Raw genomic sequence first — 17,656 nt, 5'->3', positions numbered from 1 at the left:
GATCCTTGGATCTGCTGCCTTTTTGTATCGATCGATATGACTTAAGAAGAACGAGAAGATGAGCGTGTAGCTGCAGGGTTGACTTGTTTATTCAACCAGCTCGCGATATCTGCGAAAACGCGGATACGTTCGAACTCATGGAAGAGCTCGTGGCGTAACCCTTTATAAATCGTCAGCTGTACGGCATCGACACGAACACGGTTATACATATCGAACAGATGATGGACGCCTTTTCCGTCAAATGCGACCGGGTCATCGCCACCCGCAATGAGCAACAGTGGTAAGTGACGCGGATGCTGATAGATGGAGGCAAGTGCGTTGACGAGTTTCGTTGCGTGCAAGAGTTCATGGAAGAACCCGAGTGTGACCGTTTGACCGGATAACGGATCTTCATCATAGCGCATGACGGATTGTGGATCCGAAGAGAGCCAGGCATTTTTCGATAGTGCCGGGAAGAAACGTAGATTATAGCGTCCGAAGACCAGTTGTCCGAAACGTTCAGCAAGATGTGTAGAAGAAAGCTGATTGATTTGGCGTTCGACGAGCTTTTCGCTGATGTTACCGAGTAAACCTGTGCTCGTCGGAGGGCCGCTCGCGATGATTCCTGCTACCGTGTGACCGAGTGTTTGACCAATCCGGCGAGCGATCAACGAACCAAAACTGTGACCGAAAATGAATACTGGTAACGTCGGGTAACGTTCTTTGATGTCAGAGACGAGTTCTTCTGCGTCCTGCATCAATTGATTAAAACCTTGATTAGGTTCAAGATGACCGAGTGTCCCGCGCTGTGCAGCTTGAGTTCCGAAACAGCGCAAATCTGCGATGATCGTGTGGTAATGATGAGCATAGAGGAATTCTGCGAATTCCTCATACCGTGCGCCATGCTCCATCATCCCGTGAAAGACGATCACGACTCCTTTCGAATCATGTGCTTCGAGGCTATGCAATGTCGTAGTATAGCCGTCAGAGGCTATCCAGTGTGAATGATCAATCGTCATGTAACTCATCCTCTCATTAAGAAAGTCCGAATACCTGTCCGTCTTCCGAAACGCCCATATGGAAGGCAGCAGGAACCGCGGGTAATCCCGGCATCGTTAATACATTCCCAGTCAATGCAACGATGAATCCTGCACCAATCGATGGTCGGATTTCACGAACTGTAATCGTGAAGTCTTCGACACGACCATACCGAGCGGGGTCATCGGTTAAAGAAAATGGCGTTTTTGCCATACAAATCGGTAAATGATTCAATCCCATCTCCGTACACCGTTCGAGTTCGCGGAGGGCTTTGTCTTCAAAATGAACGTCGGCTGCGCCATAGACACGTTTTGCGATACGTTCGATCTTTTGACGAAGCGGCAACTCGTCAGGGTACAGTGGACGGAACTGGCTTGGTTCCTCAAGTGCTTGCATGACTTCCGCGACGAGTGCTTCACCGCCGGCACCGCCTTTACTGAAGACTTCGCTTTCCGCCACACGAATATTTCGTTCCTGGCACCATGTCAAAATCATGTTCCGCTCGGCTTCCGTATCGGTGAAGAAACGGTTCAAGGCAACGACGGCAGGGACACCGAACAAGTTCATCGTCTCAACATGTTTTTCAAGTAAAGCAAGACCATCCGTTAAGGCAGCGAGGTTTTCTTCGCTGAGTTGTGTTCTGTCTACACCACCATGCATCTTCAAGGCACGAACCGTAGCGACGATGACGACGGCATCCGGATGGAGTTTGCCAATCCGAGATTTGATATTGAAGAATTTCTCAGCTCCTAAGTCAGCGCCGAATCCTGCTTCTGTGACAACGTAGTCACTTAACTTCAACGCGGTTTGTGTAGCAATCAAAGAGTTGCAGCCGTGTGCGATGTTCGCGAACGGTCCGCCATGAATCAATGCCGGTGTTCCTTCGACGGTCTGAACGAGGTTTGGGCGGAACGCATCTTTTAGAAGTAACGTTGCAGCTCCTGATGCTTGAATATCCTTGACCGTAACCGGCTGTTGATCGTACGTATACGCAACGACAATGCGGCTCAGGCGTCGTTCGAGATCCGTGATAGAGTCTGATAGACAGAGGACAGCCATGATTTCGGAAGCGACCGTGATATCGAAGCCATCTTGACGCGGAACGCCATGTGCAGGACCGCCGAGACCAATCGTAACTTGGCGCAAGGCACGGTCGTTTAAATCAAGCACACGTTTCCAGACGATACGGCGTGGATCAATGCCAAGAATGTTGCCTTGATGCAGGTGATTGTCGAGCAAGGCACTGATTGTATTATGAGCAGATGTGATCGCATGCATATCACCTGTGAAATGGAGATTGATCTCCTCCATCGGCAGGACTTGGCTATAGCCACCACCACACGCACCACCTTTTAATCCCATCGTCGGACCAAGTGAGGGTTCCCGTAAACAAATCATCGTCTTATGGTTTGCTCGGTGTAGTGCTTGTCCGAGTCCGACAGTGACGGTTGATTTCCCTTCACCGGCAGCCGTTGGATTGATAGCAGTGACAAGAATCAGTTTGCCGTCAGATTTCGTTGCCAACCGGTTCAGCAGCCCGTCTGTCAACTTCGCTTTATACTTTCCGTACGTATCAAAATCTTCTTCTTGCAAACCAATCCGATCCGCGATTTCTCGAATCGGGCGTAAGACAGTTTGTTGTGCGATTTCTAAGTCAGAACGAATGGTCTTTTCCATGGTATCGACTCCCTCTTTGATTGGATCTCTCTTTTTTCTAATAGTAGCCTATCTAGTGTGAACGCGCCAAAAGAAAACGTTCAATATTTTCCACCCAATGGGTCAAATGGTGACGTGTTCAAGTGTAAGTGAAAGACGTACTGTAGAGTGGAGGAGGGATGAAACAATGACATCTGGACAAAAGAAGTGGAAACGCGGTCTTGATTTTTGGCTCTTCGTCGGACCGGTCTTTCTTGTATTCGCAGTGATCGTGCTTGTACCGTTTTTCAATGGCGTCATGTATTCGTTCACGGACTGGAATGGTGTAACAGGAGAATTAAATTGGATCGGCTTTGATAACTATGTCCGTCTCTTTACGAGTGACGAGCAGTTTCAGCAGTCATTTTGGTTGACGACGAAATATACGGTCGTCGCCGTCGTCTTAACGAATGTCGTCGGTTTCATCTTGGCGTTCTTATTGACACAAAATATTCGCACACGTAATTTCTTACGGACAATATTCTTTATGCCGAACTTAATCGGTGGATTGATTCTCGGATTCGTCTGGCAGTTCATCTATGTCAAAGGCTTTGCATCAATCGGTGAATTGACAGGGTGGAGCATATTTGAACTTCCATGGTTAGGAGATGCCCGAACAGGGTTCTGGGGTATCGTCATCGTTTCAATTTGGCAAGGTGGCGGTTACATCATGGTCATCTATATCGCGGCTCTACAAAACGTTCCTCAAGAGCTGATTGAAGCAGCAAAAATCGATGGTGCCAATCGTCTATCGACGTTACGGAACATTACGTTGCCACTGATTATGCCGTCCGTCACGATTTGTCTGTTCTTAACGATTTCGTGGTCCTTCAAGTTATTCGATACGAACTTGTCACTAACGAATGGTGGACCCTTCAAATCGACCGAAATGCTTGCTTTAAACATTTACAAGGAATCGTTTACGAATAATAATCTTGGACTCGGTTCAGCGAAAGCAATCATCTTCTTCGTTGTTGTTGCGGCGATTACAGTCACTCAAGTCTATCTGACGAAAAAACGGGAGGTGGAAGCATGAGTACGGCACAACCGTTACCTACTCCGCAAGAGGAAAAACCAAAGCGCTCTAAAAAGGCGAGAGGTCGTTATTCACTCCGTCTTGGAACGGTCGAACTAGCAGCCTTATTAATGGGGCTTCTGTATATGATTCCGTTTTATTACGTCGTCTCGAATTCATTCAAGACGCAGGGAGATATCTTTACGAACACATCGGGTCTACCAAAGGAATGGATGACTTCCAACTATTCAGAAGCATGGGAAGCCATGAACTTCGGTAAAGTCTTTTTAAACTCCGTCATCATTACAGTCGGTGCTAATGCGGTCATCATCATCTTTTGTTCAATGGCAGCCTGGAAGCTTGTCCGGACGAAAACACGTTTGTCGACGATCATCTTCTTCTTGTTCGTTGCTGCGATGATCATTCCATTCCAATCAATCATGATTCCTTTATCGAAACTGTCTGGGGATCTTGGATTACAGAATAGTTATTGGGGACTGATTTTGATGTACCTTGGTTTTGGTTCTGGACTATCGATTTTCCTGTATCATGGTTTCATGAAGTCGATTCCTGAAGAAATCGAGGAGGCAGCAATCATTGATGGTTGTTCACAATGGGGTGTGTTCTGGCGCATCGTCTTCCCATTGCTCAAGCCGATTACAGTGACGATCATCATCTTGAACACGCTGTGGATTTGGAACGATTTCTTATTACCCTCGCTCATGTTACGAGATGTCGATTTACGGACGATTCCTCTCGCGACGTTTTACTTCTTCGGACAGTATACAAAACAATGGGACTTGGCTCTTGCCGGACTCGTGCTTGGGATCATTCCGTTGTTGCTATTCTTCTTCGCCCTGCAAAAACAGATCATTCAAGGGATTACAAGTGGATCAATCAAATAATTTTTGTAAGCGCGTTCTCGATTCTAGGAGAACGCTTTTTTTATGTTTCATGCATCAGATTAATCTGATAACTTTTATTTTTTTTGAAAAAAAGGCTTTTCAAATACTTGCGACCTGTTGTACGATGTTCTCAATTCAATTGTAACAACGACGTTGAAGGGAAGAGTAACACCTTGTACGACCGTATAGCGAGCTGGGGATGGTGAGAGCCCAGTCGGAAGCAAGATGCGAAGAACCTCCCGGAGTCGCTACCCGAACCCGAATGTCAGTAGGCGTAGCCGGAGTTGCCTGTCCGTTATCATATGGCCGAAGATGAAGTGATTCGTCTTTTGAGTGAGCAACATCGTTGCTAACATGGGTGGTACCGCGGAACCGAGTCTTTCGTCCCATATTCTTGGGAAAGAAGGGCTCTTTTTTATGGCTTCTTTTTCAAAACACAATTGAGGAGGAACATCACCATGACAACACTCGTATCGATGAAACACACACAGGAAGCAATCACACTCGTAAAGAAACGCTTTGAGGAACGCTTTTCGACGACACTCGGATTAACACGTGTTGAAGCACCATTGTTCGTAGAGAGCACACTCGGCGTCAACGACCATCTCAACGGCGTAGAGCGCATCATCCGCTTTGATGCACTAGATCACACGACAGATCTTGAAATCGTCCAATCCCTTGCGAAATGGAAACGTCAAGCGCTTCACACATACGGATTCGAAGCTGGAGAAGGATTATACACATTGATGCATGCGATTCGTCGTGATGAGATACTTGATGCGACACATTCCATCCACGTCGACCAGTGGGATTGGGAACGGGTCATTACGAAAGAACAACGGACGAGTGCCTATCTAAAAGAAACGGTACAAGCGATTTATGCAACGATTCGCCAAGTCGAGCAAGAAGTGGAAGCAGAGTATGGCATTTCAGCGATCTTACCGGAAACGATTCATTTCATGACAACACAAGAACTAGAGGATGCCTATCCAACGCTTTCAACAAAAGAACGTGAAACAGAGGTCACGAAGGCATACGGTGCTGTTTTCTTGATGCAGATTGGTGGCGCGCTTGCTTCGGGAGAGAAGCATGATGGTCGAGCGGCAGATTACGACGATTGGACACTCAACGGTGACATCTTAGTACATCACCCAGAAATCGGAGCATTTGAATTGTCTTCAATGGGAATTCGTGTTGACCGTGAAGCGCTATTAAAACAGACGTCCATCGCTCAAGAAGAGGATAAATTGGCTTTCCCGTTCCATCAAGGTGTGCTCGAAGAGCGTCTGCCGTTAACGATGGGTGGAGGGATTGGTCAATCACGTATGGCGATGTTCTTATTGAAGAAACGTCATATCGGCGAAGTCCAAGCTTCTGTCTGGTCGGAAGAGACTCGTAAAAGTCTTCAAGCTGAAGGTATTCACTTGCTCTAACATATATATAGTAAGAAAGCGTCAAAAGAATGATATTTTAAGTAACGAAGAGCACACTTCCATTCGGAAGTGTGCTCTTTTTTTAAAGGTCATAAGACCTCAGGCGGAGGAAAAGCGTGTCAATTCTTGATAGAATGGGGATAACAATAAATAAGAAAGAGGTGAAAGCATGTCTTCTCTATTAATCGTCGGAATACTCATCCCCATTTTGTTCATTGCGTTTCTTTGGTTCAACATTAAAGGTTTACGGACAATGTGGCGGGATTATAAACGGACAGGCTCAATCGTTGCACTCGGCTTTTTCATTGTCGGGGTCATCGGAATTTTCACAGGTGTCTGGACAACTCTAGTCGTCATCATTTATTATCTCCTCCGTCCAGCGAGAGGATGAACGGAGGGTTACTCGTATGTTGGAATGGTTATTTTCGGCCGGAGAATCCAATCTCTGGCTGTTTTTAGGAATCATGATCATTGGTCTTGGAACAGAATTGATTCCAGCAGAAGTCGGATTACCGCTACTCGGTTTATATGTATCGAACGGAACAGTCAGTTGGACAATTGCTGTTCTCGTCGGCTTTCTAGGGAGTTTGATGGGGGCGACAGTCTTTTATCTCTTAGGGCGTTACGCAGGTCGTCCAATCCTTGTACGATACGGAAAATGGTTACTGATCAAAGAAAAAGAAATTGAGCAGGGTGAGCGAATCGTCGGAAAGTATGGAACATGGTCCGCGTTATTTGGACGATTCTTCCCTGTCGTTCGTTCAGTCGTCTCGATTCCCTGTGGTCTGTTTGGTCTTTCATTCAAGCGCTATCTACTCGCTTCAAGTATTGGATTATTTCCGGTCTCTTTCTTTTACATCTGGGTCGGGGAGCGATTCGGAGTAAAGCGAGCGGAGTCAATGCTTAAAGGGCTAGAGCAGGAGTTATGGTGGATTTTAGGCGGAATCGTCGTAATCCTCGGCGGGTACATCCTGTATCGTCGCTCTAAAGCGAAACAACACGGACAGACGCAAGACGTAAAAACGAAGCAACAGAATAAATGAAGGGGTCGACAAAAAGTCAGTCTCTACAAAGATAAGGGTGGCAGAATGATGATCTGCCACCCTTATCTCATAAAAAAAGGACTCGTCACACGCGACACCTACAGGAAAGGGCGTGAAAAGACGAGTCCTTCTTTTTTTTGAGTAAGCCCGGGATTCAAGCAGGAGGAAACAAGAATCGCTTCAGCGACTTGATACGATGTTTAGGCGTCAGCAGTAACAGTTGATCATTGCCTTCAAGAGCAGTGTCGCCACGGGGAGTAATGATATGATCATCGCGAATGATGGCGGTAATCAAAAACTCTTGCGGTAGATCGATTTCTGATATCGTCGTTCCGATGAACGGATGGGACATCGGTAACGTCAATTCAATGATTTCTGCGTTCGGTTTACCGATCGACATGAACTCAATGACCGTATGGATAGCAGAAGTCTGTGTCTCGTTGAGACGTAACCGTTCGGAAAGGAATGTCAACATACTCCCTTGAATCAGTGTCGATAGTAGAACTGTAAAGAACACGATATTGAAAATCATCGATGCATTCTCGATGTCGGCAACAAGTGGGTATGTCGCAAGAATGATCGGTACCGCTCCTTTTAGACCAGCAAAAGAAATAAAGACCTTCTCTTGCCACGAATAACGAAACGGCAATAAGCTAATCCAAACGGACAGCGGTCGAGCAATGAAAATCAAAATCAACGCAAGGGCAACGGAAGACAGGATAACCCGGATATCGAGCAATTGTTTCGGGAAGACGAGCAACCCGAGAACAATGAACATTCCGATTTGAGCTAGGTGCGCCATACTCATCGTAAAGCGGACGAGCGTCTGACGGTAGACGAGTTCATGATTACTGATATAGATTGCTGTCACATAAACGGCGAGAAATCCACTAGCATGAAATGTATCGGCTAACCCGAAAGACAAGAAAGCAAACGACATGAGTAAAATCGGATAAAAGCTCGAGGAAGATAAGTCAATCCGATTGATCAAGGTTGAAGCTGTCCATCCAATGAATAGACCGATTAAAAGCCCCATCGACATTTCCCAAACGAGTGAACCGAGTCCCATCAAGAGTGATGCTTCTTCAGGATTCGTCACGAATTCAAGGAATAAGACGGTCAAAAAGACAGCCATGGGGTCATTCGTTCCAGATTCAACTTCGAGTGTTGACCCTACCTTACGTCGGATCGGTTGTCCACTTAAGACAGAAAAGATGGCAGCAGCATCCGTCGATCCTACGATTGCGCCAAGTAAAAAGGCATTCGCCCAACTGAAGCCAAGAATGTAATGGGAGGCAACTGCAACGATGGAAGTAGCAATGAAGACTCCGAACGTTGCAAGAGAAAGCGAAGGTGCGAGCTCGTGTCGCACTTCTTTCCACGCTGTTTGCAGACCACCTTCAAACAGAATGATGATCAGAGCGACAGTTCCAAGAAGCTGGGCAAGTTCCGCATCGTCAAAGCGAATGAAACCCGTAATATCACTTCCGGCAATCATACCAAGAGCGATAAAAATCAATAGAGCAGGAATATTCAGACGACTTGATAACTTCGTCGTCCACACAGCGGCGAACAATAGTATACCAATCAATAAAATCGTGAATTGTAAGGACATGGCATCAAGCTCCTATTCAATAAAGAATCTTCTAGTTTCATGATACAACAATCCCGATGAAAAGACTCGGATAACGATTGTTCAATATTTTCCACCACACCGGACAACTTTCTCTCTCTTCATTGCAAGCGTTTTCATTTATTGTGAAGGTGTAGCACGTAAATGAAACGAAATCAGGGAGGGAATCCGAATGCGTAAAAGAAGATGGGCAGCATTACCTGTCGTCACAACGGCGATGGTCGTCGCTTTGGCAGCATGTGGTGGCGGTACATTGAATAGCGATGACTCGAAAGATAGTGGTTCAAAAGATGGTAAGACGCTCAACGTATTCCAATTCAAGGCTGAAATCGCAAAAGACATGGAAAAAATGGCAAAAGCGTATGAGAAGGAGACGGGGACGAAAGTCGTCGTACAAACAGTTGGTGGTGGATCGGATTATGGTGCTGCCTTGAAGTCGCAGTTTGCCTCTGGGAATGAACCGGATGTCTTTAACAACGGTGGCTTTACGGAAGCAAAAACATGGCAGGATAAATTAGAAGATTTGTCAGACGAAAAATGGGTCGGTGATCTAACGGACCTATCAAAAGAGCCGATGACGATTGATGGAAAGTTATACGGCATGCCGATGAACCTTGAAGGATACGGCTTCATCTACAACAAAGATATCTTCAAAAAAGCAGGCATCACAGAGCTTCCAAAAACATTAACGGAATTAACGGATGCATCTAAAAAGTTGAAAGCAGATGGTGTGACGCCGTTTTCGATCGGATATGGAGAGTGGTGGATTCTTGGAAACCACCTAATGAACATTCCGGTCGCACAGCAGGATGATCCAGATCAGTTCATCGCGGACTTGAATGCTGGAAAAGCTAAATTCGAAGATAACAAACAGTTCAAGGAATTCATGAATCTGTTTGATTTGACGATTAAGTACGGGAATAAAAATCCGTTAACGACGGATTACAACACACAAGTTTCTCAGTTCGCTGAAGGTAAGACAGCGATGATTCAACAAGGGAACTGGGCACAGCAATTGATCACAGATGTGAATCCGGATATCAATATGGGCTTCATCCCGATGCCAATCAATGACGATAAAGAAAAAATGGATCGTCTCCCTGTTGGCGTACCAAATAACTGGGTCGTCAATAAAAACTCGAAGAATAAAGCAGAAGCAAAAAAATTCCTCGAGTGGATGGCGACATCTGATACAGGAAAAGACTACATGGTCAACAAATTCAAGTTTATTCCGGCCTTCAAATCAATCGAAGCAAAAGATTTAGGACCGCTTGCAGATGATATCCAAGCGTACTCGAAAGCTGGTAAAACGATCTCATGGAACTGGTTCAAGTATCCGGATGGTGCAGTAAACGAGTTTGGTGCGATCATGCAGGCATACGTCGGTAAGCAAAAAACAGCTGACGAGATGCTACAAGATTTCACGAAAACATGGGACAAAATGAAGAAATAAGAAGTGATTCAAAAAAACATGCCTGTTCCGATCAACTGACGGAAAGGCATGTTTTTTTATTATAGGAAAAATAATTGGATGAAGAAGAGAAGCGCAAATACATAGATGAGTGGATGGACGCGCTCTTTTTGGATGGCTTTCATGATCGGATAAACGATGAAGCCGAATGCGATACCGGTTGCGATGCTACCGGATAACGGCATGATCAAGATGACAAGGAAAGCTGTGAAAGCTTCACTGAAATCACCCCATGGAATCTGTTTGATGTTTTGAATCATAAAGGCACCGACTAAAATCAACGCGGGTGCGGTAATCGCGGGAACACTTGAAATCGATTGAACGAACGGTCCAAAGATGGCAGATAATGCGAAGAGTATCCCGACCGTCACGGACGTGAGTCCAGCCCGACCACCCGCAGCAACACCTGCTGCAGATTCTACATAAGCAGTTGTTGGACTTGTTCCGAACAAGGAACCGGCAACCATCGCAGTCGAATCAGATAATAGTGCGCGTTCACTATTTTTCAATGATCCATCTTCTTCAATCAATCCAGCTTGTTCACCGACAGCGACCATCGTACCTGTCGTGTCAAACATCGTTACGAGCACGAAGGAGAGGACGCCGCTGAATAGCCCGTACTGAAATACGTCCTGAATGGCGTTGAACGGATTAGTGATGATCAATCCTTCCGGTAACGTTGGTAACGCGACGAAGGAATCTGAGAACTTTAATTCACCTGTCAAAAATGCGATCACACCAGAAAGGATCATGGCGTAAAGGATAGCTCCTGGTACCCGTTTGATTGTCAAGATCGCAGCAACTAATAACCCGATGAGTGTGATCAGCGCTTCTGGTGACGTCAAGGCACCAATCGTGACCAGTGTATCTTCACTACCAATGAGAATTCCTGACATCTTGAGACCAAGTGAAGCGATGAAGAGACCGATTCCACCCGTGATGGCAAGCTTTAAGGTCATCGGAATGATTTCGATCAGTTTCGTACGGATCGGCGAGAGTGACAACAATAAGAAGATGACACCAGCGACGAACACGACTGAAAGTGCTGTTTGATATGGAATTTTTTCACCGACGACAAGTGTATATGTGAAGTACGCGTTGAGTCCCATTCCGGGTGCGACTGCGATCGGTAGATTCGCATAGAACCCCATTAAAAGTGTACCGATCAATGTAGCGATGATCGTCGCAGAAAAAGCTTGGGCTTGAGGGATACCGGCATCTGCTAAAATCGTCGGATTGACGAGCAAAATGTATGCCATCGTAATAAACGTTACAAATCCGGCTTGGATTTCACGTTTTACGGTTGTTTGGTGTGCGGCAAGTTTAAACATGGATAAAAGAACCACCTTCATAACAAATTGGTTAAAAGACGAACATTGATGATATTATAGTAAAATTCATTCGGAATCAAGTCGAAAGAAAAAATAATTTATTATTGCAATCCTGAAAGAGAATATCAGGAAATGATGTAAGCGAATTCAAGGTTATGATACGATTGATTACAAGAAAAAGGATGGGGGCGCCTTTTATGAAAAGTATCCGGACACGTTTGATTCGTCTCGTTGTCTTAGCGATCTTAATTCCGACAGCCCTCGCGACTTCGATTTCCTATCTTTATGTACGACACCAGAACATCGAACAGGCAGAACATTCTAGCCTGAACGTGTTGACTCGGGGAAATACACAGGTGACTCATTATATAGAGGATATTCGACGTCTATCAACGAGTTTATATGCGAATCGCTCGTTGATGAACATCATGCGTGTCGGAGCGGATCAGGAACTAGACGAATCCGATGGAGTCGTCTCGCGGGCGATGTTAGGTCTATTTTTATCCCGACAGGATATTGAGCAGTTACATTTCGTCATCTTGAATGGCTATTCAGAGTATTCGGTTTACAATATGAAAACGACGAGTCGAGGAACATTTGATTGGATGCAAGAAACGGATTATTTTCGATTAATGAAACAAAAAAACAGTTGGTTGATTGACGGAGCTCACCCGATCGAGCCGTACAATGTGCATACGATGATTCTCGATGAGAAACAAGTCGTCAGTTTTCGTTATCGGATTGATCGTGTCGAGACGGATGAGCCGCTTGGGTTCCTCTCAGTCGATATTCCGGTTCGGGTATTTGAACAGCAATTAAAATTGTTCGAGAATGATCCGGATGAGTCGCTGTGGCTGATGACCGATCAACGTGTTCTGGCACAGACTGGAGCAAAGATGGACCTACCTACCGACCAATTCACTGGACAGAGTGGAAGTCTACGTGTCGGAAAATCGTTCATCGTCTACTCGAAAACGATGACGAACGGAATCCCGTTGACACTGATCAAACGGATTCCTTATGCATCCGTCATCCAAGGGGCAAACGAGACGGCATTGATTCTCGTACTGATTGGTCTCGCTTCTCTTATCGTCATGATTATTGCCGCGAGTCTGGTTGCCATGCAAATCACGAAACCGATTAAACAGTTGACGGCAAACGTCTGGCGAGTCGAACAGGGTGATTTATCGGCACCGTTCGTTGCCACGACGAATGACGAGATTGGATTACTCAATCGTCAGTTCCAACGCATGATTCAACGGATCGATCGTTTGATTAAACGGGAATATCGATTGGCGCTCGAAAATCGGACGAATGAGCTTCGAGCCTTACAATCTCAACTCAATCCTCACTTTTTATTCAACGCCTTGCAATCGATCGGAACGACGACGTTACAAGGGGACCGGAAGATCGCGTACCGCTCCATCACCGGATTATCGCAAATGATGCGTTACTCGATGAACAATGAACAAACGATCGTAACGTTAAAACAAGAAGTCGATCATCTTCAAGCATACATCCGTCTGCAACAGCAACGTTTTCCTGAGCGATTCCGTTATATCGTCGACGTCCCTTGGCACCTCAATGACATTGAAGTACCAAAGATGATCTTACAACCGTTTGCTGAAAACTATTTCAAACACGGCTTCCGTCAACAATTAGCGGCGACAGAAAACTATCTTGCCTACAAAGTACGGACGGATGGTGGACGTCTCATCATTCAAATCGAGAATAGCGGTGCCGTCCTTGAAACAGGACGACTTGAAGAAATTGATCGAAAAATGCGGATGCATCGTAGTCCAGAGGATCTCGAGACGAGCGGGATCGGTCTCCACAATATCTACGAACGTCTCTTGATATTTTACGGGGAGGAAGCAAGTATGACCCTCTCTTCTCCAGTGACGGAGGGAGGATTCAAAATCGTGATTCGGATTCCATATGAAAAGGGGGATTTGGCATGAACGTATTGATCGTAGATGATGAACGACATGTACGAGAAGCGGTCAAACTGCTCGGAGAATGGGACAGATGGCGTGTTTCAAACCTATACGAGGCGGAACATGGGGAAGAGGCAAAACGTTTACTGGATACCGGAACGATCGATTTAATGCTGACCGACGTCGAAATGCCTGGACTGGACGGATTGACGTTACTGGAATGGACAAAAAATCATCATCCAAAGGTCGTCACGATCGTGCTGACAGGGTATGATGATTATACGTATATGCGGCGTGCCATTTTGCATCAATCCTTTGATTATTTATTGAAGCCAGTTGATCCAGATGTACTCAATGATGCCTTGTCCCGCGCGATGGAATGTATCCATCCGGTAGTGGAATCAGGGGAAGCGATTGATCAAATCGCAAAATACATCGAAACGCATTATGCGGAAGAATTGACACTACAATTCATGAGCGAACGGTTTTACTTGAGCCGAGAGTATATATCACGGCGCTTCAAACAGCGTTTTTCTGTTAACTTATCTGATTACATTCAAACAATTCGTTTGAATCGGGCGAAGGAATTGTTGAGCGAGACGGAAGCGCGTATTTATGAAATTGCGCTTGAAGTCGGATATCAGGACGATAAGTATTTTCGGAAAGTGTTCAAAAAACAATTCGGTGTCACACCGAACGAGTTTCGTGAATTGTTGTCGATTTAAACGACTATCGAGGAGGAATCGTACATGAGTGTACACATTAACGCAGCTGAAGGACAAATCGCCGAAACGGTCTTACTTCCAGGAGATCCGTTACGGGCTAAATACATCGCCGAAACGTTTTTAGAGGATGTTGTTCTCTACAATGAAGTTCGAGGAATGTATGGTTTTACAGGTACTTATAAGGGTAAAAAAGTTTCTGTTCAAGGAACAGGTATGGGTGTACCATCGATGTCAATCTATGCGAACGAACTCGTTCAGTCGTATGGTGCGAAAAACTTGATTCGTGTCGGTACTGCTGGTGGCATTACTCCAGACGTTAAAGTCCGCGATGTCGTTATCGCAATGAGTGCTTCACATGACATGGCACAAAACCGCGCTCGTTTTAACGGATTAGACTACGCACCGACAGCGTCTTTTGATCTGTTGCATAAAGCCTATACAACCGCAAAAGAACAAGGCATCGATGCAAAAGTCGGTCAAATCTTCACGACGGATCAGTTCTATCAAGATGATTTTCATCATTTCAAAAAATGGGCAGATTTCGGATGCCTCGCAATCGAGATGGAAGCAGCAGGACTGTATACGCTCGCTGCGAAACATAAGGTAAATGCATTGACGATTTTGACGATTTCGGATCATCTGTTGACAGGGGAAGAAACGACATCGGAAGAGCGTCAAACGACATTCAACGACATGATGAAAGTCGCGCTCGAGACAGCGATTCAATTATAAAGAGCAAGACGGAGAATCCTCTCCGTCTTTTTTCATATCGAAAAAGAGATATGGTAAGATGAAGGCAGTGTTATAGACCAGTTAAAGGAGAGATTCTCGGATGGAAACAACGATGACAGAGACAGTTCTTTCAGAACGCTTGCAATTACAACGGCACTTTTTCCGGACAGGGGCAACACGCAGTCTAGCCTTCCGCTTAAGTATGTTAACGTTCTTACGCCAAGCAATCGAAACACATGAAGCGGCGATTTATGAGGCATTAAAACAAGATCTCAATAAAGGACAGCATGATGCGTTCACGACGGAAATCGGATTCGTTTACGGAGAGATTCAACGGATGGAGAGACAACTCCGTCGACTGGCAAGACCAAAACGTGTCGCAACACCGCTTCTGCATATCGGGTCGAAAAGTGAAATCCAATACGAACCTTATGGCAATGTGCTTGTGATTGCACCATGGAACTATCCCTTCCAGCTCGCACTTGCTCCTGTCATTGGTGCGATTGCAGCCGGGAATACGGTCGTCCTTAAACCATCCGAGTTGACACCGAATGTCTCTCGCGTATTACGAGAAGTCTTTGAAACGGCATTCCATGAACGATTCGGAATCGTCATAGAAGGGGATGCTGAAGTTAGCAGTGCCTTATTAAACGAGCGTTTTGACTATATCTTCTTTACGGGTTCCACACGCGTCGGAAAAATCGTACATCAGGCTGCGGCGAAGCACCTGACGCCAGTCACGCTTGAACTAGGTGGAAAATCTCCGACGATCGTGCACAAGGATGCAGACCTTCGTCTAGCAGCGAAGCGGATCGCATGGGGAAAATGGTTGAATGCGGGACAGACATGTATCGCTCCGGATTATGTATTGATTCATGAAGACGTCAAAGAACGCTTCTTACAACTGATAGAAGAAGAAGCCTTCAAACAGTACGGAAACGGCGTAGGCGTCTCTTCATACGTTAAAATCGTATCGGACGATCATTTGAATCGTTTAAGCAATTATTTAACGCAAGGAACGATCGAATTCGGTGGACAAGTGGATCCGGAAACACGCAAGATGGCGCCGACCGTCATGACTGGTGTAGTAACGGATGCTCCATTGATGCAAGACGAAATCTTCGGACCGATCCTACCGGTGTTAACATACCGTGAAATCGAAGAAGTTATTACATTCGTCAATGATCGTGATAAGCCGCTTGCGCTTTATCTATTCACAGAGAATAAAGCCATCGAGCATCGCGTCCTTGAGCGAATTTCGTTTGGTGGTGGATGCGTCAATGACACATTGATGCATGTCGCACAGCACCACTTACCATTTGGTGGAGTCGGAGCGAGTGGAATGGGTGGATATCATGGCAAATATAGTTTCGAGACGTTCAGTCATCGGAAAGGAATCGTCAAAAATACGACGGCATTTGAATTACCGTTCCGCTACATGCGAACAAATAGCAATTCCAAATGGATGCGCTTTTTGTTATGATGAGCTGTGATTAATTGACTTAAGAAGGAGCTCTTCACTTGAAACATCAAGTAAAACAGTGGATGAAACGAACAGGCTTGATTGAACGCGGTCTTCGTACCGTCATGAGAGTCTTTACATGGTTGCCACAAAAACGTAAGCGAATTCTTTTCGAGAGTTTTCTCGGAAAACAATATAGTGACAGTCCGCGTGCCATTTATGAATTGATGCGCGCGATGCATCCGGAGTGTGAGTTGATTTTCAGCAAGCAACGAGGTGTTGCATTTCCACCAAATGTCAAGACAGTAGATCGGTTGACGTTCCGCTGGATTTATTTACTTGCGACGTCACGGGTCTGGGTATCAAACAGTCGGTTACCGGGTTGGTTGATCAAACCGGAAAAAACGTTTTATCTCCAAACTTGGCATGGCACACCGCTCAAGAAACTAGCGCTTGATATGGATGATGTCCAAATGGCGAATACGACAACCGAACGATATAAACAAGGATTTAAGCAGGAAGCAGCAAAATGGTCTAGCTTAGTTTCACCCAATGCCTATTCCAGTTCAATATTTAGACGGGCATTTGCATTTGAAGGTGAGATGCTAGAAATTGGGTATCCTCGAAATGATATATTTTATCAAGAGGCGCGACATGCTAAAATCAAAGAAGCAGTATATCGCCACTATGATATTGATCATTCAAAAAAAGTCTTGTTGTATGCACCAACTTGGCGAGATAATGCATTCGAAGGTCAAGGGAAATATTCATTTGAGCTACCTTTTTCGCTAAATGAATTTGAAAAGCGATTTGGGGATGAATACGTTCTGCTTGTCCGAATGCACTATTTAGTCGGAAGTCGTCTCGACGTCACTGCTTATCCATCCGTTCGAAATACATCGGACTACCCGGATATCGCGGAGCTCTATCTGGCGTCGGACGCCTTGATCACGGATTATTCTTCTGTCATGTTTGATTTTGCGCACTTATCTCGTCCGATTTTATTCTATACGTATGATTTAGAACATTATCGAGATCAGTTGCGTGGATTTTACTTCGATTTTGAGCAGGAGGCACCGGGACCATTGTTGTCGACTGAAACAGCACTGTTTGAAGAGCTGAACCAGTTAGATGATTGGCACACACGGTATGCGTCAGCATTTCGAGCGTTCCAAGAGACGTATTGTCAATGGGATGATGGACAGGCTTCAGAACGGGCGATGAAGACGATCATAAAGAGAATTCACGGATAAAAGG

General features: G+C 45.4%; 15 protein-coding genes and 1 other annotated feature. Of the genes, 11 read left to right on the top strand and 4 right to left on the bottom strand.

The features are described 5' to 3' along the window. Positions 1-41 precede the first annotated feature (41 nt). The gene (locus tag B3S86_RS14350; RefSeq protein ID WP_235514033.1) at positions 42-998 is read right to left on the bottom strand and encodes an alpha/beta fold hydrolase; all 957 of its coding nucleotides are present in this window, start codon (positions 996-998) and stop codon (positions 42-44) included. A 16-nt stretch (positions 999-1,014) separates the two neighbouring features. Further along, positions 1,015-2,694, bottom strand: a complete 1,680-nt coding sequence (locus tag B3S86_RS14345) for a formate--tetrahydrofolate ligase (protein WP_035412576.1) — start codon at positions 2,692-2,694, stop codon at positions 1,015-1,017. Positions 2,695-2,860: 166 nt separating this feature from the next. Between B3S86_RS14345 and B3S86_RS14340 the strand changes: the two genes are divergently transcribed. The 5 genes from B3S86_RS14340 to B3S86_RS14320 all read left to right on the top strand — a co-directional run bounded on the left by B3S86_RS14340 (position 2,861) and on the right by B3S86_RS14320 (position 7,108). Next, on the top strand, positions 2,861-3,748 hold the full coding sequence (locus B3S86_RS14340; RefSeq protein WP_052019165.1) for a carbohydrate ABC transporter permease: 888 nt from the start codon (positions 2,861-2,863) through the stop codon (positions 3,746-3,748). After that, entirely contained in the window at positions 3,745-4,632 is an 888-nt protein-coding gene (locus B3S86_RS14335) for a carbohydrate ABC transporter permease (protein WP_035412579.1), read from the top strand. The genes B3S86_RS14340 and B3S86_RS14335 overlap by 4 nt, the downstream gene beginning before the upstream one ends. Before the next feature lie 144 nt (positions 4,633-4,776). Continuing rightward, positions 4,777-5,024, top strand: a binding site (T-box leader). Between the two features lie 66 nt (positions 5,025-5,090). Then, positions 5,091-6,065 (top strand): aspartate--ammonia ligase, encoded by a 975-nt coding sequence (asnA, locus tag B3S86_RS14330; protein WP_035412582.1) that lies wholly within the window; start codon positions 5,091-5,093, stop codon positions 6,063-6,065. Positions 6,066-6,234: 169 nt separating this feature from the next. Beyond that, positions 6,235-6,456: a hypothetical protein gene (locus B3S86_RS14325; RefSeq protein ID WP_035412585.1), complete on the top strand. Its 222-nt coding sequence runs from the start codon at positions 6,235-6,237 to the stop codon at positions 6,454-6,456. 16 nt (positions 6,457-6,472) lie between these two features. After that, positions 6,473-7,108, top strand: coding sequence for a DedA family protein (locus B3S86_RS14320; RefSeq protein ID WP_056063558.1), 636 nt, complete (start codon positions 6,473-6,475; stop codon positions 7,106-7,108). A 154-nt stretch (positions 7,109-7,262) separates the two neighbouring features. On the opposite strand, the gene B3S86_RS14315 is transcribed toward B3S86_RS14320, so the two are convergent. Then, positions 7,263-8,723: a potassium/proton antiporter gene (locus B3S86_RS14315; RefSeq protein WP_035412588.1), complete on the bottom strand. Its 1,461-nt coding sequence runs from the start codon at positions 8,721-8,723 to the stop codon at positions 7,263-7,265. A gap of 190 nt (positions 8,724-8,913) precedes the next feature. On the opposite strand from B3S86_RS14315, the gene B3S86_RS14310 reads away from it, so the two are divergent. Beyond that, the gene (locus B3S86_RS14310) at positions 8,914-10,194 is read left to right on the top strand and encodes an ABC transporter substrate-binding protein (protein ID WP_035412590.1); all 1,281 of its coding nucleotides are present in this window, start codon (positions 8,914-8,916) and stop codon (positions 10,192-10,194) included. 59 nt (positions 10,195-10,253) lie between these two features. Here the strand turns inward: B3S86_RS14310 and B3S86_RS14305 are convergent, their stop codons facing one another. Further along, entirely contained in the window at positions 10,254-11,543 is a 1,290-nt protein-coding gene (locus B3S86_RS14305) for an NCS2 family permease (RefSeq protein ID WP_290753975.1), read from the bottom strand. A 197-nt stretch (positions 11,544-11,740) separates the two neighbouring features. Between B3S86_RS14305 and B3S86_RS14300 the strand changes: the two genes are divergently transcribed. The 5 genes from B3S86_RS14300 to B3S86_RS14280 all read left to right on the top strand — a co-directional run bounded on the left by B3S86_RS14300 (position 11,741) and on the right by B3S86_RS14280 (position 17,652). Continuing rightward, positions 11,741-13,504, top strand: a complete 1,764-nt coding sequence (locus B3S86_RS14300) for a sensor histidine kinase (protein WP_035412597.1) — start codon at positions 11,741-11,743, stop codon at positions 13,502-13,504. Continuing rightward, entirely contained in the window at positions 13,501-14,205 is a 705-nt protein-coding gene (locus B3S86_RS14295; RefSeq protein WP_035412600.1) for a response regulator transcription factor, read from the top strand. Before B3S86_RS14300 ends, B3S86_RS14295 begins: the two co-directional genes overlap by 4 nt. A 24-nt stretch (positions 14,206-14,229) precedes the next feature. Further along, on the top strand, positions 14,230-14,937 hold the full coding sequence (deoD, locus tag B3S86_RS14290; protein WP_290753968.1) for a purine-nucleoside phosphorylase: 708 nt from the start codon (positions 14,230-14,232) through the stop codon (positions 14,935-14,937). Between the two features lie 100 nt (positions 14,938-15,037). Then, the gene (locus B3S86_RS14285) at positions 15,038-16,420 is read left to right on the top strand and encodes an aldehyde dehydrogenase (protein WP_290753965.1); all 1,383 of its coding nucleotides are present in this window, start codon (positions 15,038-15,040) and stop codon (positions 16,418-16,420) included. A gap of 62 nt (positions 16,421-16,482) precedes the next feature. Continuing rightward, positions 16,483-17,652 carry a CDP-glycerol glycerophosphotransferase family protein gene (locus B3S86_RS14280; RefSeq protein WP_290754235.1) on the top strand — a complete coding sequence of 390 codons (1,170 nt, stop codon included), beginning with the start codon at positions 16,483-16,485 and terminating at the stop codon, positions 17,650-17,652. Positions 17,653-17,656: the final 4 nt, after the last annotated feature.

The sequence above is a fragment of the Exiguobacterium sp. UBA3968 genome (assembly GCF_002385115.1).
Taxonomy (GTDB): domain Bacteria; phylum Bacillota; class Bacilli; order Exiguobacteriales; family Exiguobacteriaceae; genus Exiguobacterium_A.
The sequence above is the reverse complement of the archived record's forward strand: the minus strand, read 5'-3'. Positions and strand labels throughout refer to the sequence as shown.